The organism is Paenibacillus gallinarum (assembly GCF_014836635.1).
GTDB classification, from domain to species: domain Bacteria; phylum Bacillota; class Bacilli; order Paenibacillales; family Paenibacillaceae; genus Paenibacillus; species Paenibacillus gallinarum.
This window is the reverse complement of record NZ_JACSQL010000003.1, coordinates 57,964-81,378: the sequence shown is the minus strand read 5'-3', so window position 1 is coordinate 81,378 and position 23,415 is coordinate 57,964. Positions and strand designations below refer to the sequence as shown.

The window sequence follows — 23,415 nt, the reverse complement described above, 5'->3', positions numbered from 1 at the left end:
TTCTTTACTATGGTAACATGTAAATTGCTAGGTTACAAAACAAAACCGTTTCGCTCCTTGTCAGGAATGAAACGGTTTTTTCTCTTATTTTACGGTTTGTATAACACGTTCAAGCAGTACACTTACTTCGGCACGGCTGGCCTTTTCCCCTGGTTTAAACGTCGTTGCTGTCTTGCCTTGAATCAGCTTGTTTCCATATAGATAAATGATGTCTTCTTTTGCCCAATGGGACGGAATATCAGTGAATGGATTCTTATTGTCACTCGTCATTCCTTTACCACTGTTCTTTAATTGTCTGGCTAAAATAGCAGCAAGCTCCGCTCTTGTAATCGGTGCATTTGGATTAAAATGGAGCCCTCCTTGTTTATCTTCTCTACCTTGAATCAGTCCATATGCTCCTGCCGTTTCCACATAGTCATAGTACCAGTCTGAGGTTTTGACATCTGAAAAAGTAGGAGTTGTCTGCTGTTTCATATCAAGCCCGAGTACCACTACAGCTGATTTGGCAAATTCAGCTCTTGTCATATCTCGAAGCGGTTCAAAATTCCCTTCATTTGTGCCTTGCAGAACCTCGCTTGCCGCAAGCGTTATAATCGAATCCTCTGCCCACTTTAGTTTCGTTATTGCTCCTTGATCTTTAAAGCCTGCGAGTGTTTGGGATGAGGTAGCCTGACTTATTTTTTTGACAGGCACGTCTCCTACCGTTTGTATCTTTTCACTCACTTTATCCGGTACAGTACCGCTTTTACGAATCGTAATCGTCGGCTCACTCGTTTGGTGCTTCATGTTTAGACCTGGGTTGTTCGGCTGAATAATAATAGACTTGGCTTGTTTTAATGTGACTGTTCCTGCTTCTAATGCACGAAATGAAATCGTTCCTACTTTTCCATATCCGGTAAAAAGTTTAGCATCCTGTGAAGTGATCACTTCTGAAATCTGAACGCTTCCCGCCGAATCAATTTTATTAACAAGACTCATAGGATTGCTTGTTTTCTTAAAGACCTGCGGAGATAGTTTCTTAGTACCTGAATCTGGTGCTAGAAGTGCTGCGTCATAATCCATATGAATCTCGTACCCTTGAACATGGCTGTAGTCACCGGTAAATCCTTGCAGCCATATAGCAACCTCAATCGTATCCCCCACCTTAGCCTCATATACCGAAGGTACCAGACGAACAATCGGCAGATTAGCATCGGTAACCTTATTCGTATTCTTCACGTCTGAAGCTGCTGATAGTGAACCCGCTGGAATAACGCAGAACAATATCCCCATTGCAGCTGTGAAAGCGATCCATTTGTTCTTTGTCTTCAATATATTCATTCTCCCGCATCCCCTGTCGTCTTCAATATGTATGAAGAGAGGACGTCAATTCCATCCTCTCTTCAGTGAAACCTACCCTAGCAAGTCTACTTCATTACTCGATTTCATAATTGTTAATAATGTAGGATATATCCAGTAGATCAACATTATTATCACGATTTAAATCAGCGGCTGAAGTTTTTGCATTCGGCCAGCTTGCTCCTTTTACAGCGCCAAACACCTTAGCTGCAAGCTGCAGATCAACGAGATTTACATGACCATCCTGATTCAGATCCCCTGCCGTAAGTGGTCCAAAGTTCACAGATTCATTGCCATCCACGGTTACTGAACTCGATTCAGAGATGTGACCTGGCACAACCACACGAACGGTATAGGTTCCTTTTGGTACTTCAATGGTATACGTACCATCCGCACTTACCACACCTGAACCCGCTACTTGTCCATTTGCACTTCGTGCTTCCACAACGACTTTGTGAACACCGTCCGCACCTTGGTACCAAGTATCACTGTAATTCACATCTTGGAAGGCCTCTGCATCAATGCTGCCTGTTATCTTAAATTGATCCGGATCAGGGGTTGGAGTCGAAGTCACTTTAACCGTACCACTCGAAACTTTCCCAAGTGTGATATCTTCTGATTCACTATTTAAGACACGTACATTGGACAGAGAGAACGTGAAATCTCCTGTTTCTGGACTGGAAAAATGAAATGAGGCAAGTGCTCCTTTACCAGAATATCCATCCGGGATCCCGGCAAGAGAAATGACAAAGTCCGTTTTTGCTTTTCCGTCACCAAGATCTACCGTTCCCTCTTTAATAATCGGAGACACTCCCGGATTCACTTCTTCTTGATAAGTAGCGAGCGCCACGCTTGGGGTTACCGAACCCTTCACGAGGTCTTTATCGTACGTTAAGCTGAATTGAGCAGAATAAAGATCTTTTGTGTCGGTAAAATCAATATCTACATTGAACGTTTCATTGACAGATACTTGTTTTTTAGAGAGGTTTGCCGAAAGTGAGATTGCACCTGGTGTAGGTTCTTCCGGCTCTTCTTCGCCATCTGAATTATATTTCACTACATGAGCAGGCTCTGAGTAACCATTACCAACAAAATCGTATACGTAGATATGATATTGATTTTCCCCTTTCGTTACAGGTACTTCGATGGTAAACTTTCCGTCTGGATCAATCGTACCTGGAACATATTCCTTTTTGCCGTCTACTTCGTATACCGCATCTACGGCAAGACCCGAATAATTTCCAAGAAGTTCAATCACAAGATCATCTTTAATTTGTCCTGTAATCACTCCAGTGTTATCTTTCACTTGGATCGCAGGATCATGAAGAGAACTGACAGGGGCTTCTTTATCGATAACAAAATCATACGAAGCATCCTTTACAATTTCTAATTTCTTGTCATCATTGCCTACATAAGGAGCTAGAACGTAAACATCTGAATCAAGCGCAAACTCCGTTTTATAATTTGATACGATGCCATCCCAACCGGTTAAGTTATAATCTCCTGGTTTTAAACCCGTTTGAACCTCAGCGACAACACCAATCCATTCCCCTGTGTAAGCATCAAATACATCAAGTGAGAAATAGTTATTCGCCACATTTACCGAGAAATGAGCATCCGCTGTATCAACGAGATCATCTCCATTTGGAGAGAAGAACTGCGGAATAAGTTCAAGATCAGATACGATATCAATCTTCTTCGGTTCACCGACATATACATATACAGGAATCTTGAGCTGATGACCCGAAGTTTCGGTCAAAATCACTTCTCCATCATAATTTCCATTGGGTGTGTCTGCATTCATCGTAAGGCTTACCGTAAATTCCGTATCTCCTCCTGCAGAAACTTTTACAGAAGACTCGCTTGCCGTAAGCGTACCTGGAGCAGCTCCATACCACTCGGTTGTAATGGTGTAAGCCGAACTCTCAGACACAATATCACTGACCTTAATGGTTTTCGTTGCTGTTTCTCCCCCTGCGAGAATTCCATAAGAAAGGAGACCTGTTTCATACGGTGTAGCAGTGTCCGATTTTACTGCCGTCGTTTCTTCTTCCACAAGGGCTACTGCCTTGGCTTTCAGCGTACTTGTTAGATCAATTCGACCTGCCCCTTGCTCGTTATGGGTGTAACGGTTTCCTTTTAGATCACTAATCTTCAGCGCATTATTCGTCATCAGTCCCTTGATCTCATAAGGGTTCAGGGATGCATCTTTATCAAGTAAAAGTGCTGCAGCTCCCGCAATATGCGGCGCAGCCATACTTGTACCTTGCAGATCGGCATATGCATCCGTATAATCTCCGCCATATGCTGGAACGGAAGAACGAATACCTACCCCTGGAGCCGAAATATCCGGCTTAATGCCGTATTTAGGAAGGCCAGGTCCTCTTGAACTGAAGTCGCCCATCAAATCCTGCTTCATTTCCACACCAAAATTGATTTTGTAACCTGCATTCGCATCTATTTTGGTTTTAAGCGCAGTACCATCTTCTAAAGAAATACTTAAAGTAGGAATGTAATCTCCTGGCTCACCTAAGGTACCCCCAAAATTACCGGGTGCATTGTTATAAATAATAGCCACTGCTGCTCCTGCAGCCTGCGCATTTAGTGATTTTTCGGTGAAGGAGATTGTCCCTCTCTGAATGAGTGCCACTTTGCCTGTCAGATCTTTACCTGCAAAATCCTCCGTTCTTCCAAGCCCGGCAGCAACAACTTCTATCGGCTTATCTTGAAGGGATGAAAGATCAGGCGAGAAAGTCATCAAACTGCCGAAAGTTTTAATAAGACCCTCTGCCTCAATTGTTGGAACATTAAGAGGCGGTGTAGAAGCTCCTACAGAAATAGGAATCTCTGCTGATCCTGGTGAACCGAGCGTATAACCATCTGGACCGTCGTTACCATTCGCAACAACAGCTACGACTCCTGCTAGAGCTGCATTATTAAGAGCGACGGAAGAAGGATCGTATTCATTGTTAATCGCACTGCCAAGCGAGAGATTAATGACATCGAGTTCATCTTGCACGGAACGCTCAATCGCTGCGATAACTCCTGATGTGGCACCAGAACCGCCTGGTCCAAGAACACGATATGCATATAGATCAGCACCATAGGCAACGCCGCGTACCCACCCCGTACTGCCATCTGGCTCCAGCGGATTTCCGCGTCCGGCTATCGTTCCCGCAACGTGTGTACCATGTTCCGTTGCTGCTTCCGGATCGTTTGGATCAGGCCGCGTTTCATATGGATCATTATCGTTATCGATAAAGTCATATCCACCTTTGTAGGCATCTTTCAAACTCGGATGATCATAGTCAATTCCAGTATCCAGAACACCTACTTTAATTCCAGAACCATCATAGCCGGTATCCCAGAACATTTCCGAACCGATAAAGGGAGCACTGTCATCCATATTCGGCGTTACACTACTCATTGGTGTTGCTAACATTTCTGCATCGGGATAAATCGCCTTAACACCAGGAAGACCTAGTAAAGAATCCAATTGATCTGCAGTAATATCAAGTGCGTAACCGTTAAATACATCTGTGTAATTTGTTTTGAGTTTTGCATTCAGTTTCGCAGCCGCAGCAGCAAATGTGGTTTGCTGACTCTTAATGATACTTCGCTGATTGACTCCTGATTTACTTACTCCTTGTTCACGATTTGCTTCTTCTACAACCACTGGGTTTTCGGTTAGTTCGACAATTACACTGATGAGAGCCGTACTGTCAGAGGCAGGAACATAGTTTTGAGGCGCTATATCACCACTCTTTTTATCATTGTTAGCAGAAGCCGAGGAGTCCACTTTCTGAATAGATGAGTTTGCTTTCATACCACCGTTCTTGTTTTTCATCGCTTCTATTTTCTTACCTACGTTCAGATTTTTAGATGTGACCGAAGATAATTTGCTTGAATCGACTTGAAACGCCTCGGAATGAAATTTTCTAGCTTCAGCACCAGAGACGACAGCAGGGAAAAGAGCGGATATAAAAAGGGCAGAAACGACGGATAACGACATCACTTTACGCAATATAGGCTTAGACTGCATGGTATTCCTCCTTGTTCAATTCTTTCAAAACTATTTTAATTTAACACCGGTAAAAACTTTGTAGAATTCCCTGCTCTACCTCTTTAATGATAGATTTCTTATCATTTTCATGTTTTCTCTATAAAAATATAGTCATATTGATGTAGAAATCTATCAATCGGTTCTAGTATAGGTCAGATAACATCACAAAAAATTAATCATCCAACGGTTGAAATATGTATATTCTATTGTTATTTTGTCTTCATAAGTCATTATTTTGCCTAGTATTTTAAAAGATAGGAATCTAGAGCTAGAGCCTTCATCATAGATCCCGATTTAGTTAGACCTAGTGTCTTGCATATCGTTTACACTTCTTTTTTCATTACCGAGAAAACTATCCGTACCAAGAACTAGATCTCTTGTTTACATAGATAAAAAGGCCTGAACCACAGTATATTATCACCAGGGTTCAGACCTCACCTTACGCTATGAATCTTCCTATGGGGGAGCTTATTCGACAATCCTATGGGTATCTTTTAGTCCCAGCGTTCATCTAATTTATCAGCATAAAAAGCAATCGCTCGTTTGTATTTCTGTATACCGGCATTAGCCGAATGTTCGGCAATTTCCTGCAAGAGCAATTTCATCGCTTGCTTATGTTCTTTGAGATTATACTGAACCATTGCCATAAAAACTTGGAATTCCCGTCTCTCAGGAAACTCAAATATGGCGGTCTCAAAAATCTTTTCCGATGCCTCATACTGTCCAAGCGTTCGATATGTACTGCCTAGTCCAAGCAATGCTCCCGCTCTGTCTTCCTTGGATAGTTCGCCTGAAAGAGCAGCTTCATAGTAAGGCACTGCTTCTTTTTCGAGCCCTAACGTATCGTACGTCCAGGCAAGCTGATAATGTAACTGTGCAGAATCGATCAGGAGTTTCCCATCACGTAAAAGTTCTTCAAGCGTAAGCAGTTCCTCAAGTGCCATTTCGTTTTGTCCACTCTCTCTTAACTGAACTACCTGTGTTAAACAATCCATAGGTTCTCTTCTCCTACTCTCTTCTATTGCTTTCCTATTATATTATCAGCTAACAATATTACTTCAGTAGTAATGTTTAATTTAGAATCATTTAGTCCCAGCTGAAAGCTCAACAAGAAAAAGAGACACACACTTGTGTCCCTTTCTTTTATATCAGTTCATTTAGGGCGCTGAATTTGCCGCCTGACTCTGTCTCTTACGAATGGAATGAACCCCCATAATCACTGCGATCAGTTCATAGCTGTCTATTTCGGAAGAGTTATTTTGCAGGCGATAGGCTCCTGAACTGAAAAAACCAGAGATTTTCTCAAATCCAGCTACCACCTCTCCTTGCTCATCCACTATCGTAAAATCTCTAGAGAATGCGGGTGAGGTAATCGTAAATATTCCTCTCGATCCTGCCTGATACTCAAACTTCTTCTCTAGAAAACTTATTCTGGATCGAACGATCCCGATCGTATCTCCTTGCGGGTCAAGTACATTCCATTTATTAGAGAACACTCTGAATTTACCTGAATAGATCAGATTACGTGAAGAATCATAGATATCCAGCGAAGACCCGAAGGCACTTTTCAAATCGATGTGGCCCAGCTCACTACCTGAAGCATCCATAATTTCAGATGTCCCTGAACTAAAAAAGCGATCCCTGAAAAAGAGTTCCATATACGCTTCCCCCTTATCTCAATCGTTATGAGAATTCATACCTTTGGGTCTAAAGAATTCAATCATCTTAATAAAGTTCACGTCATACACCTTCTCTACATCCTGCAAAGTATACAGTCTGCCATCCATCTCTTTGAGGGCAAAAACATAATCATGTCTTACGATATCCATCGCTTGTTTTCCGACATACTCTCCTTCGTAAGCCGCAAGCTGTTCATTCTCACTTTTGTTAAAATTCAGTATTTCTCGGAAAGAGGCTTCTACAAATGCATTGACTACTGTAAGTATATTCCCCTCTAACTGAATGGCGCGGTATAAATTACCACGTTCATCCTCAATTAGATCCTTGTTTATTTCAATATTCATGGTATCCCTCATTTCATTTCTCATATCCCTATTGTATCAGGTTATAAAGACAAAGAAATGCCTTACAGACATTTATCCAGCCTGTAAGACATTTCTTTGAAGGTGCTCTGACTGCTTCACAGATTATCGAAATTAGGACGCTAAACATAAATCCCCCTAGGGTTGCAGGGCTAATCCATTCTTCTTGAAGTATTGCTGAACAACAAAACTCATGATCTCACTTGGTTGTTCTTTCGAAAATTCGGACTGATCAGCAAACAACATTCCATAAGGTTCTTCAGAAGTATATGGCTCCCATTGCGGCAATTCCTCTCCCGTAGAATCGAGTCCATTCGGATCTCCGGTTCGGATGAAGTTGGCCCAATAATTACACATTTGGCGAGCCAGATCGTAATGTTTACCGACAAACGGTCTCCAGCATTTAGCAAGTGTCTCAAAGAAAAACCAGAGATCCACAGAGTGGAAGGTACCTGGGTTATCCCAACCTGGTATTTCTGCATCAAAATTGTAATAGTACATAGGGGGGCCGGATTCTATATTGGTATTAGCATGCGCCGCAATACGTATTGCATATTCAATACTGCTTACGGCTGCTATATTCTTAATCTCTTCTATATTGGACGACTGAGCATTACAAAGCTCCAAAAAGGTGTCAGCATCGTTGCCAAACATATGCATGGCCATCTTTTTGAAGTCTTCTAGTGAATCGACATTCGGAATACTAAAAAACTCGGATGACGTGTGACCAAACATGGTTGGAACCATCAGGCGCTTGTTTTGAAGAAACAATTCAAGCGAGTTACCTACGCAAAAGGTGTGATCTACGACGCTCCCCCAAAATTTACCGTATTCCACTGCCTTGTCTCGGAGATAAACGGAGTCTAACTCCCGTGCTTCATCAAGCGAAGATACGCCAAGATATTCAAAAAATTTCACGCCCTCCTGCTCTGCTTCCGGCAGGTGACTCAAAAATCTCGGCATGGCAGGCCCTGGGTATAGCTCAGTAAAGATCCCGCTTTGAATAATCGCCCTCTGAAAGAGCCCTTCATTCTGCGGAGAGGTAAGTTGGCTCATCACACTTGCGCCGCCGGCAGACTGTCCTCCTATAGTGATGTTCTCAGGGTCGCCGCCGAAAGCCGCTATATTGCGCTTGACCCATCTTGTAGCTGCTTGCTGATCGAGATTTCCGAAATTAGCGGGTGCTTCCGGTGCCTCCAAAGTGATTTCCGGATGTGCTAGAAAACCAAACACATTTAGCCGATAGTTAATGGTGACTACCACGATGCCACGTCTTGCTATCCGTTCACCGTCGAATTCCATTTCAGCTGTATGGCCTACCTGTAGCCCGCCGCCAAAATACCAAACATATACTGGAAGCTTTTCATCGGTCTGATTGGCAGGCGTCCATACATTGAGATAGAGGCAGTCTTCATTCATGACAATGTCGGGTTCCACTGCCCACTCCCGCGTATAAATATTGTTCTCGTCAATCTCTTGTCTCACCTGCATTGAAATTGGCGCAAATTCATAAGCTTTGAGTACACCTTCCCAGTCTTTTAGGGGCTGAGGAGCACGCCACCTATTTTCTCCTACAGGTGGAGCTGCGAAGGGCACCCCTTTAAAACTAGTAATTCGTGGATCAGCCGCAGGCAACCCTTGAACCCATCCTTGCTCAACCTTCACTTTTCTAAGCATATCCATTGTTCTCCTTTATGCAGCCGATTTTTTAAAAATATCATTCATTAATAATGAACAGCCAAGGTCTATGATAGAAAGCGGTTTCAAAAATTCGAATTTCATCTTTATCCTTTTTAATCCTGCTCCTTCCCACCTCTCTATAAGTTACTGTTTGCCATTTGAGATACTTTTGTTATGTTAGTAAAATTGTAGAATATTAACCTAATTAAAACAATGATATATGTAAAAATATTAATTGATAAATACGACTCTAAAGTCATAAAAATAGTCATACAAAAACCCCCACTATAAGTGTAGAAGTGGAGGCTGTTTTTGCTATTTAAAGATTGCATTTTTATAAACTTCGGACTGCAGAATCTTTATGACTTAGTCACACCAAGTTCAGACAACCGTGTTGATTTCACCAGATAAAAGGGAAGGCTCGGAAATAATTGACCGATGATTGGAAAAATCTGATTTGCTTTCGAAAAAGCAATCTTTTGTATCCTTCTGGCTCTGCGCAGTAAATCGGAAAACTCCCGATTCGCTTCCAAGGTGTAATTGCTCTCCCACTCCAAATAAGTCAGCTTCCCTTTTAGATACTGGTCTGTAGCAATCGAACAGATCATCGAAGAACGAAGTGCAATCGACATTCCATCTCCACAGAGCGGCGGAATCATGAGCATAGCATCACCTATATGCGGAAAGAAAGACCAGGGTTCCGGTTCTTCGGATAATCTTACAGGGGATATAGATACCTGAGTACCTTGTACTGGCGTTCCCTTCGATAACCGGTCTGATAACCGAGAATTCGTAGAGGCTGCTTCGCTTAGAATCTCTTCGATCGATTTACCGCTGCGCTGCACCATATCAAAAGATAATAATGCGGCTATGTTAACTACACCCTCATTAACAGGTGAAATCCCCACATATCCCCCATCGCAAAAATACAGTTCCACCTCATCTGCTGCTTGTATCCCTGTATAGTGTGACTTCACGCCAACGAACACTTCCAGATCCCTTCGTTCTGCCTCCTGATCCGTTGGAACCCCTCGAGGCTTTCGAATACCGTAAGCTCCGATGACTGCTTTAGCATGATAAGTTTCCTTCGTTTGTCCTTGCTTTGTCTCTATAAGATAAGTGTGATCTTCTTGTTGCTGAACATTTGTAACCATCGTCTTTGTCTTGATATGAACACCGTGTTCCAACGCTTTTTTATGAAGCATAAGGTCAAGTTCATACCTGCTGATGCCCCATGCCTCACCTGGCAGACGCGCTTCCATCTCTTTGCCACTCGGCAAAATAATCCTGGCTTGTTTCATCGTTGTCGGTTTAACCCCATGCTCTAGTGGATTCACTCCAAGATAAGCCAGCATCTCCTTGGTCTCCGGAGACATAAATTCGCCGCATGTTTTATGTCTTGGGAATGCTTGCCGATCCATGAGCAGAACCTGATGCCCTTTTTCAGCAAGCTGAATGGCAGCCGCGCTTCCCCCAATACCGGCTCCCATAATAACCACATCTATCACGTTATCCATCTTCTCAATCCCCTCCCCTCTTCTTCTGTTTTCACTCTCTAGGTATGACGACTGCATAGCGGAATAAAGGTTTCCATGAATAGGTCATCGTCTTATGATTTAGTTTTGATTTCAGGTCGCTCCAGTCTTTGTGTGTAAATCCTTTGGCGACAGAAAGCGGACCATCGTGCCGAATATACCTGTTCCGGGAAATGATTCGTGTCGTTAACCATACTGCCGTGTAAGGTACCGGATGCCTGTGAATATCGTTAATAACCACTCCATATCTGGAAGACTTCAACATGTGACTCACGATTTCAACGAGCTCCTGTCCCTCGAAATGATGTACGAACTGAGAACCCGTAACGATATCTGCATATCCTTCCGGCAGTGACTTTACATCAGCCCTAATCACATTTACACGCTTTTCATCCCGAAAATAAAACCGTGCTTCTTCGCAGGCTTCTTCCGTCAGATCGACAAGGGTAATCTTCATCTCAATACCCCGGCTGTCTGCCCATTTAAGAAGTTTGCGATTGACGTCTCCTGATCCGGCACCGACATCAAGCAGTGTCAGCTCACCGGGTCTACCCATCTCAGTCCATAACTTCTCCACTCCATAACATGTAGGACCTGCTGCTCCAAAAATCTTGTTCAATCTTCGCAAATGTTTGAGTGCTTCGCTCAGTTCTTCTCCACCGAGGGAGAAATCATCCATAAGCTCATCTTCTTTTGCTCTTGTTGAAAGATTTCTAAAGATAGACATGGGAAGGCTCCGTTTCAGCTGCTTGATAGGCAGGGACATAAGTGAACTGCATCAGTTCTGCGGTAATTCCAGGACCAAATGCCATCGCAATCCCCTTCGTTTTTTCCTGATTCTGATCTCTCATATCCTGACGCATGGCAGCAAGTACAAACATAATCGTGACAGATGACAGATTCCCTGCGTTCTTAAGAATATCCCTACTGTATTTTGTCTGATCATCACGAAGTCCAAGTACATTTTGTACAGAATCGACAATTCCTTTCCCGCCCGGATGGATTGCCCATAATTCAGGATGCTTGTCCCCTCCTAACAATAGTTCTAGTTCCGGAGCAAGATATTCACCTAATAGTTTTGGAATTCGTGGAGAAAGGTAGAGATCAAATCCCACATTGCCCACTTCCCACGTCATATCTTCCGTTGAATCGGGTAGCAGAACGGAGTACCCTTTTCCAAGTTCGAGATAGGAACGATGATTTCTGTCAGCTTCTCCAATCACGCACCCAGAGGCCCCGTCTCCAAAGAAAGAAGCTGCAAATAATGCCTCTCGATCCATAGCAGGCTGAAAATGTAAACTACTCAGTTCTACACAAACAACGAGGACTTTTGATCCCGGAGAGCCATGAACTACATCTCTTGCCATCTGGATCGCTTTAAGACCCGCTGCGCATCCTTGGAAAATCAATGGAAGCCGGTTCACGCGTGGTGATAAACCAAGCTTTTTCATTAACATCACATCAAGCCCAGGAAGAAACTGTCCCGTACAGCTCACTGTAATAAGATGCGTAATTTCACTTTTATCTACGCCGCTATCAAGTAATGCTGCCTCCGCAGCCGTAAGCCCAAGGGGGACAGATTCCCTTTTATATGTATTCATTCGTTCTTCCGTAGTAGGCACCCCAGATAAATCATTTGATGGCAAATATCTGCACTCTGCTGAAGATTTTTTTGTGAATTCCGGCTCACATGTATAGCGCATCTCTACTCCGCATGACCTAAATATCCTTCGTGCAAACCGAGCCAGGTCGGGCCGATCCTGCAGGGAAGAGGTGATCAGTTCGGATATATCTGCTTGCGGGATGGAATGTGAAGGCAGTGCGGTACCCATGCCTAAAATAGAAATGCCAGTGAATTGTGAATTTTGTGTCATATATTTACCTCCTTATTAAATTAAACGGATATCTTCCGGTCGTTCGGTCGTTAACCCTATGGTATTAACTATCTTTATTCACCTCTTTCGATAAGTATGATGTTATCTAAAATGACTTAACACGAATTTCAACCCACTTTTATAATTATGTACCCTTAACAAATCAGTTGAAATCAATAAAAAATAAAGAGTTACTACATTGAACTCCTTTTATAATGGTTGACAGTGAACAAAAGATCTTTTTACAAAAAAAGGGGACCCTCAATGGGACCCCTTTTTGATGATGTAGTTTTTTTTGCAACAATAAACTATATGATTAGTTAATTTATTTTAGAAAAATATTAATTTAGGTAGAACTAGGCTTAGCATTCACAATCGATTCAAGCTGTCTCGAAATGGTGACCCTTTCATATTTCAATTGCCAGATTTGTTCTGTTACTTTTTTCTTTACTTTCAAATCTGTCTCTTCTTTTAATTGTTTAAAAAGTTCAAGTAATTCATCATTAAGTGCATCGAATCGAACCCATAGATCGCTCCGGGCAGGCAACTCTTCTTGCTGAACAGATTTCGCTGCACAACTACGGATTTGCTCCATAATCGACTGTCTCCATGCTTCGTCCTTCATTTGGGTTGCATAATTCAAGAGGTCTAAATAATCATCCATTTGTAAAGACTTCGTTTGATTTTGTATGTTCATAGTCAACCTGCATCTCCTTCGCTCTCTTTTACCGAGTATTATACTAGGTATTATAAGATTTACAACACTTTTTTATGTTTTCTGATGTTTTTCTACGGTTGCCCTACATTTCATAAGAGTACTTAATAATAAAAGGGAGATAAAAAAAGCCCGCTTTGCAGACGCAAGGGGCTAGTGTAAGGATGATTACTGGTCAAGCGTATATAAAGGAAGGTCCGCAGGAAGCGGTTTTGGACTTTCGCATGTACTTTCCATCGTATAATGTTTGCCTTCGCTTGATGCATCATGAAATGCCCACATCGCTTCCAGTACATGGTACGCTAGTTCACCGCTTGCTCTATGGCTGCGCCCACTACGAATGGCGTAAGCCATATCTGCAGGTCCAATTCCCCGCGTATTTCGGTCATATCCAGGGATAAGCGGAACCTCCGTCCACTCTGATTCTCCCACCCCTCTCCATTTTACTGGACCACCAAAGGTATTCGGGTCAGGAACGAGAAGTGTTCCCTTAGTACCGTGAATCTCCATGTTTGGAAGCGTACTTCCGCCAAAGATATCAAAACTTGTAATCATACTCGCTACTGCTCCACCCTGAAATCTGATAAGACCCGTGACATGTGTGGGAATTTCGACCTTAACCTTCTGCCCACGTTTCTTTTCACTAGTAATCTCCCGTTCTTCAAGCGCGGCACTTGTCATACCTGTAACGCTTGCAATCGGGCCAAGCAGCTGAATCAGGGCAGTTAAATAATAAGGTCCCATATCAAACATCGGACCTCCGCCTGCCGCATAATAGAATTCGGGATCGGGATGCCAATGTTCATGTCCACGGCTCATCATAAAAGCAGCTGCACTAACTGGAGTCCCAATACGTCCTTCTTCAATCGTTTTCAGAGCGGTCTGAATTCCTGTTCCAAAGAAAGTTTCTGGTGCACACCCCACCAGTAAACCAAGCTCAGCCGCGCGGTCTAGTACTTGTTTACCTTCTTCCCGAGTCACGGCCAGCGGTTTTTCCACGTAGACATGTTTCCCCGCCTCAAGCGCCTCTAAACACACACTCGCATGGACTGCAGGAATCGTCAGGTTGATAACAAGCTCAATCTCAGGGTCGGCTAACAATTCAGGAACCGTAAGCGCTCTAGGAATCTGATACGCTGCTGCTTGTTCCTTGGCTCGATCCAAATCAAGATCAGCACAGGCGACAAGTTCCAGGATTTCAAACTTACTGCAATTCTCCATATAAATTCCGCTTATTTTACCGCAGCCAATAATACCTACCTTCACTTTTTCCAAGCGTAAAATCTCCCTTCACCAAGTTCATATTCTTTTACAGCTGGTTATCGGCCATGCCTGTATAAGCACTCGCGGCAGTATTTCTTGAATCGACTAATGTCTTTCCTTCAGCGGCCCATAAGAGACCGCGAGTCATGATCTCTCTGACAGAAGGCTGCTCCATAATATCCGCATGATGACCTAGCGAATTATAGAACACCCGGCCTTGCCCCCATCTTTTCGTCCATACTACGGGCATATCGACAGCACCATTTGCACTGTGCGGCCCCTCTACTTGCGGGAATCTGGTCGTAGCAAGAACCTCTACTGCTGGATCAACATGAAGATAATACTGTTCACTTTTCACCTGAAAATTGTCTATCCCTGCAAGCAGTGGGCTTGAACTGTTCTTGATCTCCACCATATACTCGACTCCGTCATTGCCTGGATGTGCTACCCATTGCCCGCCCGTCATAAACTGCCAATCCACATTCGTTCGGAAGGAATCGCACATTCCTCCATGACACCCAGCAAGACCTACTCCGCCAATGACTGCGGCTGACACATTCTCCACATATTTCTGTTCAATCGTGCCCATTGTCCACATCGGTACAATCAGATCCAGTTCGCGAAGTTTTTCTACGTCGGCATAAGCATCCAGTGTATTTGCCCGTTCTACTTCAAAACCAGCCTCGGTAAGCCACTCATCAAATAAAGCCGATACCAGCTCAGGTTCATGACCATTCCATCCACCCCATACAATTAGTGCTTTTTTCATTGGTTTATGTCCTCCATTTCAGTAAGTTCAACCCATCGACGTTCCTGTACTGACTTCTCCACTGCTTCTAATACGGCCTGACAAGCTACTCCATCTGAAAAATTAGGAACCGGCTGGCGATCTTCTTCGATTGCATTCATAAACTCTACCATCTCGTGAGTAAACGTCTGATCGAACCCAATTGGATGTCCTGCAGGCCACCATGCCTCTGCGTATTTGTGAGCCCCATCTGTTGCGAGTACCCGGCGGAAACCTTGTACATCTTCCTCATCACTTGTAAAATAAACTTCCAACTCATTCATCCGTTCAAAATCAAATCTGACACTGCCTTTACTGCCATTCACCTCAAAAGAGTTCGTGCTGCGATGACCAGCGGCAAACCTCGTTGCCTCAAAGCTGCCAATGGTACCGTTTTCAAATCTAGCTAAAAACAGCGTCGCATCATCAACAGTGACAGGCCCTTTTTCCGTATCCGCATTTCCTTTTGTAGCCGTAAGCCCAGTCATTGCCGATGCAATTGGACGCTCTTTGATAAAGGTCTCGCTCATACCGACGACTTCCTTAAACTCCCCTACCAAAAAACGAGCCATATCGATGAGATGAGCGCCAAGATCCCCATGCGAACCGGAACCTGCGATCTCTTTTTGCAAACGCCATACCAGCGGAAACTCAGGGTCCAAGATCCAGTCTTGCAAAAAGGTCGCACGAAAATGATAGATTTTACCGAGTCTTCCGCTTTCAATCAGATCCTTAGCAAGTTGTACCGCAGGTGAAAAACGATAATTAAAACCAATCATATGCTTAATCCCTGCTACTTCTGCCGCAGCTTGCATCTCACGAGAATCGGCAAGTGAAAGCGCTAATGGTTTTTCACAAAAAATATGTTTGCCCGCTTTTGCAGCAGCAAGTGCAATCTCTTTATGTGCGTTGCTTGGTGCATTGATATCGATAAGATCAATATCTTCACGCTGTACGAGTTCTTTCCAATCCGTCACACTTTCCTGCCAACCAAATTGCTCTTTCGCTTCTCTTACAGCCGCTTCATCCCGTCCGCATATGACGGCCATCTCTGGTTTTTTTACTTTTGGGAAGAACATAGGAACACTTCGGTAGGCATTACTGTGCGCCTTTCCCATAAATTTATATCCTACCATTCCAACACGAACTGAACTCATACCTACATCCTCCTCGTTAGTTATTCTCATCGGTATTCCCTCTAGAAGAAGCCCGAACAATAAGCTCAGCTTGCAACAATTCTCTTACCGGATCGTCAAACCATTTACGGAAGAGCTCCGCATCATTACCTATTTGGAGCAATTTATTAGCTGCGATCGTTCCCATTTCATAAAAAGGAACGCTTACACTGCTAAGCGGAGGCACGGTAATTTCAGCTGCATCCGAATCATCATATGCGACAATTTTCGGGTATTTCTCTTCAGGGATTTGCCATTCCCTGAACTTTTGTAACACACCGATTGCCATACGGTCGTTTGAAACAAACAAGCCGTCCATCTTTGGAAGCAGTTCCATCATTTTCTCTGCTGCCTCATATCCGCTTCGGCGGCTAAAATTACCTTCGAACAAATAACTTGAATCGAGATGAAGATCTCCTTCGGCCAAAGCCTTTTGATAACCTGACAGACGATCTGCACTGTTGGAATACGTTAAAGGTCCATTTAAAAATCCAATATGTTTGCATCCTTGCTCAATCAAGTGTGTGACAGCCTGCCTGCTGCCTTCCTCATGATCCACATCAACTTCAGGAAATGATTCTCCCTTAAAATGCTGGTTCACCACAAGAAAAGGATGTTTAGCATCTTTTAATTTGCGTATGGCTTCCCGCTCACCCGGCTCATCCCTAGAGCCCAGAATAATAAGAGCATCTACCTTCTGAGCCAGAAAAAAAGATTCATATTCCTGCGGTTCCTGCTCACTTCGAAATAACAGAAGCAGATCATAACCTTGCTCACGAACGGCACTACCGATCCCACTTAGCATTTCTGAGAAATAATAGCTTGAGAATAAGCGTGCTTTGGGGATATACGGCAGAATGACACCAAGATTACCACTTCGATTTCTTGCAAAACTGCGTGCAAGCGCACTCGGCACATACCCTAGTTTCTCTGCTGCATGAAGTACCTTGGAGCGAGTTTCTTCTTTCATGGGACCAACCCCATTCAAGACTCTGGATACGGTAGCTTCCGACACCCCGGCAAATTCGGCAACTTCCTTTCGTGTAGCGATAAGATATCCACTCATTTCCATTTAATGTACGCGCGTACATTTTCTCATGTCTTTCCATTACTGTCAATAATAAAAGTGAAAAAGATGCCGGAAAAGCGTGTCTTATAACACCACTGTTTCAAGCATCTTAATGACTAATCCTAATGATTAAACTCTACATTTCATTTATCTATTTATGTATATGGTGATTGTCCTGATCTATGAAAGAGGTTTCCTCTATTTACCCATTTCGCGGAGCCCATAACATGACTGCTACACCTGCCAGACATAACAATGCACCGATCCAGTCGTATACATCGGGCGTCTTTTTATCAATCCCCCAGCCCCAAAGTACAGCCATAATAACAAATACGCCCCCATAGGCTGCGTAAACTCTCCCAAATGAAGGGAACTGCTGCAGTGTTGGAATAATCCCATATAAGACAAGAACCAGACTACCCACAATACCATACCAATATGGTCTTCCCTCGCGAAGCCATAACCAGACTAAATATCCACCTCCGATTTCCGCAAGTCCTGCAATCATGAATATAAATATAGATATCATCATATCTTACTTTCTCCTTTTGCCAGCCTGGTGTTGTTTCAACGTTAGTGATTATAGCAGAATTAGCCATGGTAACGAGACGAAAAAGGTAGCCGATTATTACATTAATGTTCCAAATATAAGAAAAACCCTGCTCCACTTGAATGAGTAAGGTTCCTATTTATATGATGTACGCTGTCGCCTCGTCTATCTCTCTAATGTTCAGGTAAATAATCCGTGGTGAACACCGTCTTCACATCCATCTCTTGATCGAGAAGACCGATTTCTATAAGTTGCTTCATCAGTTCCCTCCAGCGCTCCTCCGTCATGTAGCCAACTCCATGTTCTTCTGCATCATAACCATACACATATTCCCGCTGAGCTTCTTCACCAAATGCGATTTCATCTTCGGACAAGTTTGTGTTCACTTCATTTATTTTTTTGTTGATTTTTTCATGATTTTCTTTGTAATCATTCCAGCCTTCCACCGTCCCGCCAATAAAAGCTTTCACGGTTTCTGGATTTTCTTTCAGGTACTTCTCTGTCGTATAAATAACGGCCGCATACGGTTTATAGTCAGAATCAGCAATTAATTTCGTCTTCACTTTCACTCCTTGTTTCTCAACAACATAAGGCTCTCCATTAACGAAAGATTGACTGGCAGACTGTGGATCTTCAATAAAATTACCGTGTTGTCCGGTATACGCTACTTCTTTGACGGTATCCAGTTTATATTTATGTTTGAGAAATTCCCAATAAGGCTGACCTTGTTGGATAAATACCGTCCGTCCATTCAAATCTCCAAAATCAGTAATACCTGATTCTTCATGGTACATCAGTGCTTGTGGACTAATCTGGAACGTAGTAGCCAGGGCTACAATGGGAATTCCTTCTTTACGAGCAAGCAAAATTTGGTCCGCATGCGCTACCCCAAACTCCGCTTTTCCAGAAGCTACAATCTGAATAGAAGATACCTGCGGACCACCAGGTTCAATGGTTACATCTAGATTCTTGGCATCATAGATACCCTCTTCTTGCGCTGCGTAAAAACCACCGTGTTCCGATTTAGCAAACCAGTTGAGCACTACTTTCACTGGTGTTTTCGTTGTTTGCTCTGGGGTACCTGAGGCATCATCAGGGTTCTCTGAGCTGGTTCCTCCTCCTCCGCAGGCAGTTAAAGCTATACTCAAAACAATCAATAACGCTCCAATCCTAACCGACTTTTTACTGCGTTCCCCTGATTTCTTCATCCCCATCACTCTCCGCTTCCCCTATTTTTCTTCCTTCTTCTCTATTTAAAAGAGTCTAATTCTTCTTAAGAAGGGATGTGCATTCAGGCTTTCGCCTTACTGCTGTTCCAAAAGCCTTCATGTACGGCAGCAATCTCATCTGCAAGTTCGGGAAAAGGTCCAATGACCTCAATTCTCTTCTGACCTCTTGCGAAAATTTCTCGGCAGGGCAGATCAAAGGTTGGATTCTGCGGATCATCCCCAGTAAGTGTAAGGAGTTCCTTCTCGGATATCCCATATACCACTCTGCCGAGATTGCCCCAATACATGGCACCCGCACACATCGCGCAAGGTTCTGCCGTCGTATATAAGGTGCAATTCCATAAAAAGTCCGGACTATATGTATGCGATGCCCTTTCCATTAAAGCCGTCTCTGCATGACCTGTGCAGCGATGTTCTGTGATCTCCACATTGCCTTGCTCCATTAAAATGTGGCCGTCTTTGTCAACCAACAAAGCACCAAACGGCGTGTTCCCGCTTTCGCGAGCCATCCGTGAAATTTCAATCGCTCTTTGTAAAAAAGTAAGGTGTTCTTTCTGATTTTCTTGACTCCCCATGTTCATCGCTCCTTGTCTCTCTGCTATAGTTCGATTTTAGCTATATCCATTTTCTGCGTCAATTAATCTAACACACATTCGGTATCATGAATAAGAAGCACTACACTTTTTGTGAAAATAGACATAAGAGTTATCCTTTTTCTATGAGTATAAGATAATTCCCCTATGTTACTTAACATATAATGTCAACAAATAATGTCAACAAATAATGTCAACAAAAAAGAACATTACACAGTGTAATATAAATAACTTATTATAAATTGATTTTGACATTCTAAATGCGTTATATTGGATTATATTTACATATATAGATGGTGAGGTGGTTTCGTAGTGAAATTCATCATTTCATTTAGTTTGGTAGTCATGAGCATGGTCGCCGAGCTGTGGACAGGATGTTTCCGTAAAAAAACGGACTTTTACGATCGGTACGCTACTACCCGCACGAAAGTAGGCTACGTGTTTTTTCTCATCTCTGCACTGAGTGCAGTTACACTCATTACCTTCTGGATCACTACACAAATCGAAAAATAAGATATCATGATCATCATTTACATTTGGATTTCACATAAACGATAAAGCCCCGTCTCCTTATGGATTCGGGGCTTGTTTATTCTTTTTGGATCATTTTCATCTATTCTCTTTTCTGTTCTCGTTTATTCATGTTCAGCTCTGGACGCAGCTGCCGCTTGCTGTACCGCACGGATGATCCCGCTATAACCGGTACAGCGACAAAGATTGCCACAAAGTGCCTTTTCAATCTGCTCCGTAGATGGATTAGGATGCTGTTCGAGTAACTTGGTCGTACATAGAATCATTCCGGGTGTACAATAACCACACTGAAATCCGCCTTCATCAATAAAAGCTTGCTGAACCGGATGCAGATCCGTCTCGTTAGAAGGAGCAAGCCCTTCAATGGTTTGAATCTCCTGCCCGGCACATTGATAAGCCATGAGTAGACAGGAATTCACCGGTTCCCCACCAAGTAATATCATACAAGCCCCACATCTGCCGATTTCACAGGAGATTTTAGTACCCGTCAGTAATAAACGATCTCTCAGAATCGTCACCATCCGCTCCGTCGCAGGCACCTCCATCTTCACCTGCTTCCCGTTAATTGTGGCATTCCAATTCATATATGCTGTGTCCCCTGTCATGGATTAACCCCTTCTTTCCATTCAAAATGCAGCGGAGCAGCAAGCCGTTCTCTATTAATCGGCAATTTATTCAGCCAAATCCCCGTTGCTTGGTGAATCGCCGATACAATGGCCGGAGCGAGCGCCACAGAACCGATCTCACCGATCCCTCTAGGTCCAAAAGGATCATTTTCAGGCAAATTCTCGATTGCTTCCACCGTGATTTTTTGCTGCATATCCTGAAAGGTAGGAATTAAATAGGTATCCAGATTGGTCGTTACATACATGCTATGATCCATTATCGCATCCTCCATTAAGGTGAAGCCGAGTGCCATCCCGCTTCCTCCCTCAATCTGGCCTATATAACCCATTGGATTCATGACAGGACCCGCAGCAACGATATGTTTAATCTCTTCTACTTTAACCTGGCCTGTCAGCGTGTTGACTTCCACTTCCGCAATTACCGCCGCATAGGTATAGAGAAAATGTCCGCCCATCACTTCATCCGGCGTTGTTGGATACTGAAACTTTGTATCAAAGGTGAGGTCGTCTTCAATCGCCAGGTTCGCAATTTCCAAGTAAGATAACACTTTCATCTCTTGTTCATTTGAATCGGAATCACTGCTTCTGTGCCAAATCCCACCCGCTCCTGTAACTAACTCAGATGCAGGTAGCCCGGTTGCCTTCGCTGAGAGTTCTATTAATGTGTCGTTAAATGGGATTTTCAACCGCTGTAAAGCCATCCAAGCCATCGTTGTGGACCGTGATGCGGTACTTGAACCACCGTGCGGAACCCGGTCTGTATCTCCAATTACAATCTCTATATCTGCCGGGGTGCACCGAAAAATATCGCATAACATAATCTCCAGCGTAGCCACAAGTCCTTGCCCGAACTCTTCATAACTAAAAGCAACTTCGATTTTACCTGAAGCATTCAGTTTTAGTCTTCCCCCGGCAGGGTCTGGAATCCCGTAACCAAGGCCAGCACCATGCATCGCAAGAGAAGCTCCTATTCCTTTTTTAATCCAAGGCGATGCTGAAGAGTGAGACAGTGATTCTGATGAAAAATCAATTGAAGGGACAGCCTCTGTTCCTTTTGTATCCATTTGTCTAATCCTTTTCTTCCACAGTTCAGAATGATCTACAGCTTCCCATACTTCGCTCAGACCATTTGTGGCAAGGATCTGCTGCCCAAGCGGTCCTGGATCTGTGCTGCTCCGCAAATTACGCCGCCGAATCTCCCAGGAATCTATTCCAAGTAACGCCGCGGCCCGGTCCATTTGTCCCTCCATCGCAAAGATCGCCTGATTGCCTCCAAATCCACGGAATTCTCCAGAAACGCCATTATTCGTATAGACAGACAACCCTTCTACATCCACACTCGGAATTTGATACGGCCCCATCGAATGCTCTGTTGCAAAATTAAGTACAGGCGCTCCGAGTGTCGCATAAGCTCCTGTATCAGACAAAATGCGGACAAGATGGGAAGTCATCATCCCTTCTCTAGTAAAACCCGTCTCCATCTCTATTTTCATTGGATGGCGCTTGAGTCCGGCACGCACCGATTCCTTACGGGAATTATGAAATTTAACCGGACGTCCTGTCTTCAACGCCAAAAGTGAACCATATGGCTGAACATTCAGTTCATCCTTCCCGCCGAAGGAACCGCCGATCGGGCTTGATACGACACGAATAGACTCTTCAGGCATATTCAGAATGCGTGATAACTGCATCCGGTCTTTATACCCGTGCTGTGTCGGCGCATAAACGGTCAATCTACCGCTGTCTTCCGGGACAAATAAACCACCTTCTGTCTCCATATAAGTGTGCATTTGCCGCGGCGTATAATACACTTCTTTGATAATGAAGTCGCTTTTTTGAAGATCAGTCTTTGCATCGCCCCGCTTTACCTCCGTTCGGTGCAGTATATTTCCGGCGGGATGCAAAGAAGGCGCCCCTTCTTTAAGCGCAGCCTCTGGAGAACTTAGAGGAGACAGCTCTTCATATTCAACACGAATCAGATGAAGTGCCTGTTCTGCAATCTCAGGCGTATCCGCAGCAACCGCGGCAATCGCATCACCCGTATACCTTACGAAATCCTCACAAAATACGGGTTGATCCGGAATCGCAATGCCAAATCCATTCAGTCCCGGCACATCCTTGTGAGTAAGTACCTGATGAACACCTGGTAACGCCTCTGCTTCAGCTGTATCAATACTCCTAATTCGGGCATACGGATAATCGCTTCGTTTTACCCGGCCGTAAAGCATACCTGATAGCGACTTATCTGTCAGATACTGCAGTGTACCCGTTACTTTTTCTCTTCCGTCTGGACGTCTGTGCCACTTACCCCCACTGGTCTCTTTGTTTAGCAGCATATTCCCCAT

The 23,415-nt window shown here is 43.7% G+C and carries 20 protein-coding genes; 1 reads left to right on the top strand and 19 read right to left on the bottom strand.

Annotated features, from left to right (window positions below; all coding sequences use genetic code 11):
- Nucleotides 1-84: 84 nt before the first annotated feature.
- From H9647_RS09515 to H9647_RS09435, 17 genes are all read right to left on the bottom strand, one after another.
- Complete coding sequence (locus H9647_RS09515) at nt 85-1,320, bottom strand: S-layer homology domain-containing protein (RefSeq protein ID WP_191799541.1); 1,236 nt, start codon at nt 1,318-1,320, stop codon at nt 85-87.
- 94 nt (nt 1,321-1,414) lie between these two features.
- Nucleotides 1,415-5,380 carry a S8 family serine peptidase gene (locus H9647_RS09510; RefSeq protein WP_191799540.1) on the bottom strand — a complete coding sequence of 1,322 codons (3,966 nt, stop codon included), beginning with the start codon at nt 5,378-5,380 and terminating at the stop codon, nt 1,415-1,417.
- 515 nt (nt 5,381-5,895) lie between these two features.
- The gene (locus tag H9647_RS09505) at nt 5,896-6,396 is read right to left on the bottom strand and encodes a tetratricopeptide repeat protein (RefSeq protein WP_191799539.1); all 501 of its coding nucleotides are present in this window, start codon (nt 6,394-6,396) and stop codon (nt 5,896-5,898) included.
- Between the two features lie 162 nt (nt 6,397-6,558).
- Nucleotides 6,559-7,059, bottom strand: a complete 501-nt coding sequence (locus tag H9647_RS09500; protein ID WP_191799538.1) for a hypothetical protein — start codon at nt 7,057-7,059, stop codon at nt 6,559-6,561.
- A gap of 18 nt (nt 7,060-7,077) precedes the next feature.
- Nucleotides 7,078-7,425 carry a hypothetical protein gene (locus H9647_RS09495; RefSeq protein WP_191799537.1) on the bottom strand — a complete coding sequence of 116 codons (348 nt, stop codon included), beginning with the start codon at nt 7,423-7,425 and terminating at the stop codon, nt 7,078-7,080.
- Nucleotides 7,426-7,581: 156 nt separating this feature from the next.
- A complete protein-coding gene (locus tag H9647_RS09490) occupies nt 7,582-9,120 on the bottom strand; it encodes a carboxylesterase/lipase family protein (protein ID WP_191799536.1) in 1,539 nt (512 codons plus the stop codon).
- 362 nt (nt 9,121-9,482) lie between these two features.
- On the bottom strand, nt 9,483-10,640 hold the full coding sequence (locus tag H9647_RS09485; RefSeq protein WP_191799535.1) for an NAD(P)/FAD-dependent oxidoreductase: 1,158 nt from the start codon (nt 10,638-10,640) through the stop codon (nt 9,483-9,485).
- 31 nt (nt 10,641-10,671) lie between these two features.
- Complete coding sequence (locus H9647_RS09480) at nt 10,672-11,385, bottom strand: methyltransferase domain-containing protein (protein ID WP_191799534.1); 714 nt, start codon at nt 11,383-11,385, stop codon at nt 10,672-10,674.
- Nucleotides 11,372-12,532: a type III polyketide synthase gene (locus H9647_RS09475; RefSeq protein WP_191799533.1), complete on the bottom strand. Its 1,161-nt coding sequence runs from the start codon at nt 12,530-12,532 to the stop codon at nt 11,372-11,374. The genes H9647_RS09480 and H9647_RS09475 overlap by 14 nt, the downstream gene beginning before the upstream one ends.
- Nucleotides 12,533-12,878: 346 nt before the next feature.
- Nucleotides 12,879-13,229 (bottom strand): hypothetical protein, encoded by a 351-nt coding sequence (locus H9647_RS09470; RefSeq protein ID WP_191799532.1) that lies wholly within the window; start codon nt 13,227-13,229, stop codon nt 12,879-12,881.
- 186 nt (nt 13,230-13,415) lie between these two features.
- Nucleotides 13,416-14,522 carry a Gfo/Idh/MocA family protein gene (locus H9647_RS09465; RefSeq protein WP_191799531.1) on the bottom strand — a complete coding sequence of 369 codons (1,107 nt, stop codon included), beginning with the start codon at nt 14,520-14,522 and terminating at the stop codon, nt 13,416-13,418.
- Between the two features lie 34 nt (nt 14,523-14,556).
- Nucleotides 14,557-15,279: a ThuA domain-containing protein gene (locus tag H9647_RS09460; RefSeq protein WP_191799530.1), complete on the bottom strand. Its 723-nt coding sequence runs from the start codon at nt 15,277-15,279 to the stop codon at nt 14,557-14,559.
- Nucleotides 15,276-16,454, bottom strand: coding sequence for a Gfo/Idh/MocA family protein (locus H9647_RS09455; protein ID WP_191799529.1), 1,179 nt, complete (start codon nt 16,452-16,454; stop codon nt 15,276-15,278). Before H9647_RS09455 ends, H9647_RS09460 begins: the two co-directional genes overlap by 4 nt.
- A gap of 16 nt (nt 16,455-16,470) precedes the next feature.
- Nucleotides 16,471-17,538, bottom strand: coding sequence for a LacI family DNA-binding transcriptional regulator (locus H9647_RS09450; RefSeq protein ID WP_404822607.1), 1,068 nt, complete (start codon nt 17,536-17,538; stop codon nt 16,471-16,473).
- Between the two features lie 205 nt (nt 17,539-17,743).
- Nucleotides 17,744-18,073, bottom strand: coding sequence for a YnfA family protein (locus tag H9647_RS09445; protein ID WP_191799527.1), 330 nt, complete (start codon nt 18,071-18,073; stop codon nt 17,744-17,746).
- Between the two features lie 191 nt (nt 18,074-18,264).
- On the bottom strand, nt 18,265-19,299 hold the full coding sequence (locus H9647_RS09440; protein WP_191799526.1) for an ABC transporter substrate-binding protein: 1,035 nt from the start codon (nt 19,297-19,299) through the stop codon (nt 18,265-18,267).
- Nucleotides 19,300-19,382: 83 nt separating this feature from the next.
- Complete coding sequence (locus H9647_RS09435; protein WP_191799525.1) at nt 19,383-19,895, bottom strand: nucleoside deaminase; 513 nt, start codon at nt 19,893-19,895, stop codon at nt 19,383-19,385.
- Between the two features lie 330 nt (nt 19,896-20,225).
- On the opposite strand from H9647_RS09435, the gene H9647_RS09430 reads away from it, so the two are divergent.
- Nucleotides 20,226-20,426 (top strand): hypothetical protein, encoded by a 201-nt coding sequence (locus tag H9647_RS09430; RefSeq protein WP_191799524.1) that lies wholly within the window; start codon nt 20,226-20,228, stop codon nt 20,424-20,426.
- Between the two features lie 122 nt (nt 20,427-20,548).
- Here H9647_RS09430 and H9647_RS09425 read toward each other — a convergent pair whose 3' ends face one another.
- On the bottom strand, nt 20,549-21,049 hold the full coding sequence (locus tag H9647_RS09425) for a (2Fe-2S)-binding protein (RefSeq protein ID WP_191799523.1): 501 nt from the start codon (nt 21,047-21,049) through the stop codon (nt 20,549-20,551).
- Nucleotides 21,046-23,406: a xanthine dehydrogenase subunit D gene (pucD, locus tag H9647_RS09420; protein WP_191799823.1), complete on the bottom strand. Its 2,361-nt coding sequence runs from the start codon at nt 23,404-23,406 to the stop codon at nt 21,046-21,048. The genes H9647_RS09425 and pucD overlap by 4 nt, the downstream gene beginning before the upstream one ends.
- Nucleotides 23,407-23,415 lie beyond the last annotated feature (9 nt).

Excerpts from the sequence above, each read along its gene's own strand:
- H9647_RS09515 (WP_191799541.1), bottom strand. The coding sequence starts at position 1,320 with ATGAATATATTGAAGACAAAGAACAAATGGATCGCTTTCACAGCTGCA.
- H9647_RS09510 (WP_191799540.1), bottom strand. The coding sequence starts at position 5,380 with ATGCAGTCTAAGCCTATATTGCGTAAAGTGATGTCGTTATCCGTCGTT.
- H9647_RS09505 (WP_191799539.1), bottom strand. The coding sequence starts at position 6,396 with ATGGATTGTTTAACACAGGTAGTTCAGTTAAGAGAGAGTGGACAAAAC.
- H9647_RS09500 (WP_191799538.1), bottom strand. The coding sequence starts at position 7,059 with ATGGAACTCTTTTTCAGGGATCGCTTTTTTAGTTCAGGGACATCTGAA.
- H9647_RS09495 (WP_191799537.1), bottom strand. The coding sequence starts at position 7,425 with ATGAATATTGAAATAAACAAGGATCTAATTGAGGATGAACGTGGTAAT.
- H9647_RS09490 (WP_191799536.1), bottom strand. The coding sequence starts at position 9,120 with ATGCTTAGAAAAGTGAAGGTTGAGCAAGGATGGGTTCAAGGGTTGCCT.
- H9647_RS09485 (WP_191799535.1), bottom strand. The coding sequence starts at position 10,640 with ATGGATAACGTGATAGATGTGGTTATTATGGGAGCCGGTATTGGGGGA.
- H9647_RS09480 (WP_191799534.1), bottom strand. The coding sequence starts at position 11,385 with ATGTCTATCTTTAGAAATCTTTCAACAAGAGCAAAAGAAGATGAGCTT.
- H9647_RS09475 (WP_191799533.1), bottom strand. The coding sequence starts at position 12,532 with ATGACACAAAATTCACAATTCACTGGCATTTCTATTTTAGGCATGGGT.
- H9647_RS09470 (WP_191799532.1), bottom strand. The coding sequence starts at position 13,229 with ATGAACATACAAAATCAAACGAAGTCTTTACAAATGGATGATTATTTA.
- H9647_RS09460 (WP_191799530.1), bottom strand. The coding sequence starts at position 15,279 with ATGAAAAAAGCACTAATTGTATGGGGTGGATGGAATGGTCATGAACCT.
- H9647_RS09455 (WP_191799529.1), bottom strand. The coding sequence starts at position 16,454 with ATGAGTTCAGTTCGTGTTGGAATGGTAGGATATAAATTTATGGGAAAG.
- H9647_RS09450 (WP_404822607.1), bottom strand. The coding sequence starts at position 17,538 with ATGAGTGGATATCTTATCGCTACACGAAAGGAAGTTGCCGAATTTGCC.
- H9647_RS09445 (WP_191799527.1), bottom strand. The coding sequence starts at position 18,073 with ATGATGATATCTATATTTATATTCATGATTGCAGGACTTGCGGAAATC.
- H9647_RS09440 (WP_191799526.1), bottom strand. The coding sequence starts at position 19,299 with ATGAAGAAATCAGGGGAACGCAGTAAAAAGTCGGTTAGGATTGGAGCG.
- H9647_RS09435 (WP_191799525.1), bottom strand. The coding sequence starts at position 19,895 with ATGGGGAGTCAAGAAAATCAGAAAGAACACCTTACTTTTTTACAAAGA.
- H9647_RS09425 (WP_191799523.1), bottom strand. The coding sequence starts at position 21,049 with ATGACAGGGGACACAGCATATATGAATTGGAATGCCACAATTAACGGG.
- pucD (WP_191799823.1), bottom strand. The coding sequence starts at position 23,406 with ATGCTGCTAAACAAAGAGACCAGTGGGGGTAAGTGGCACAGACGTCCA.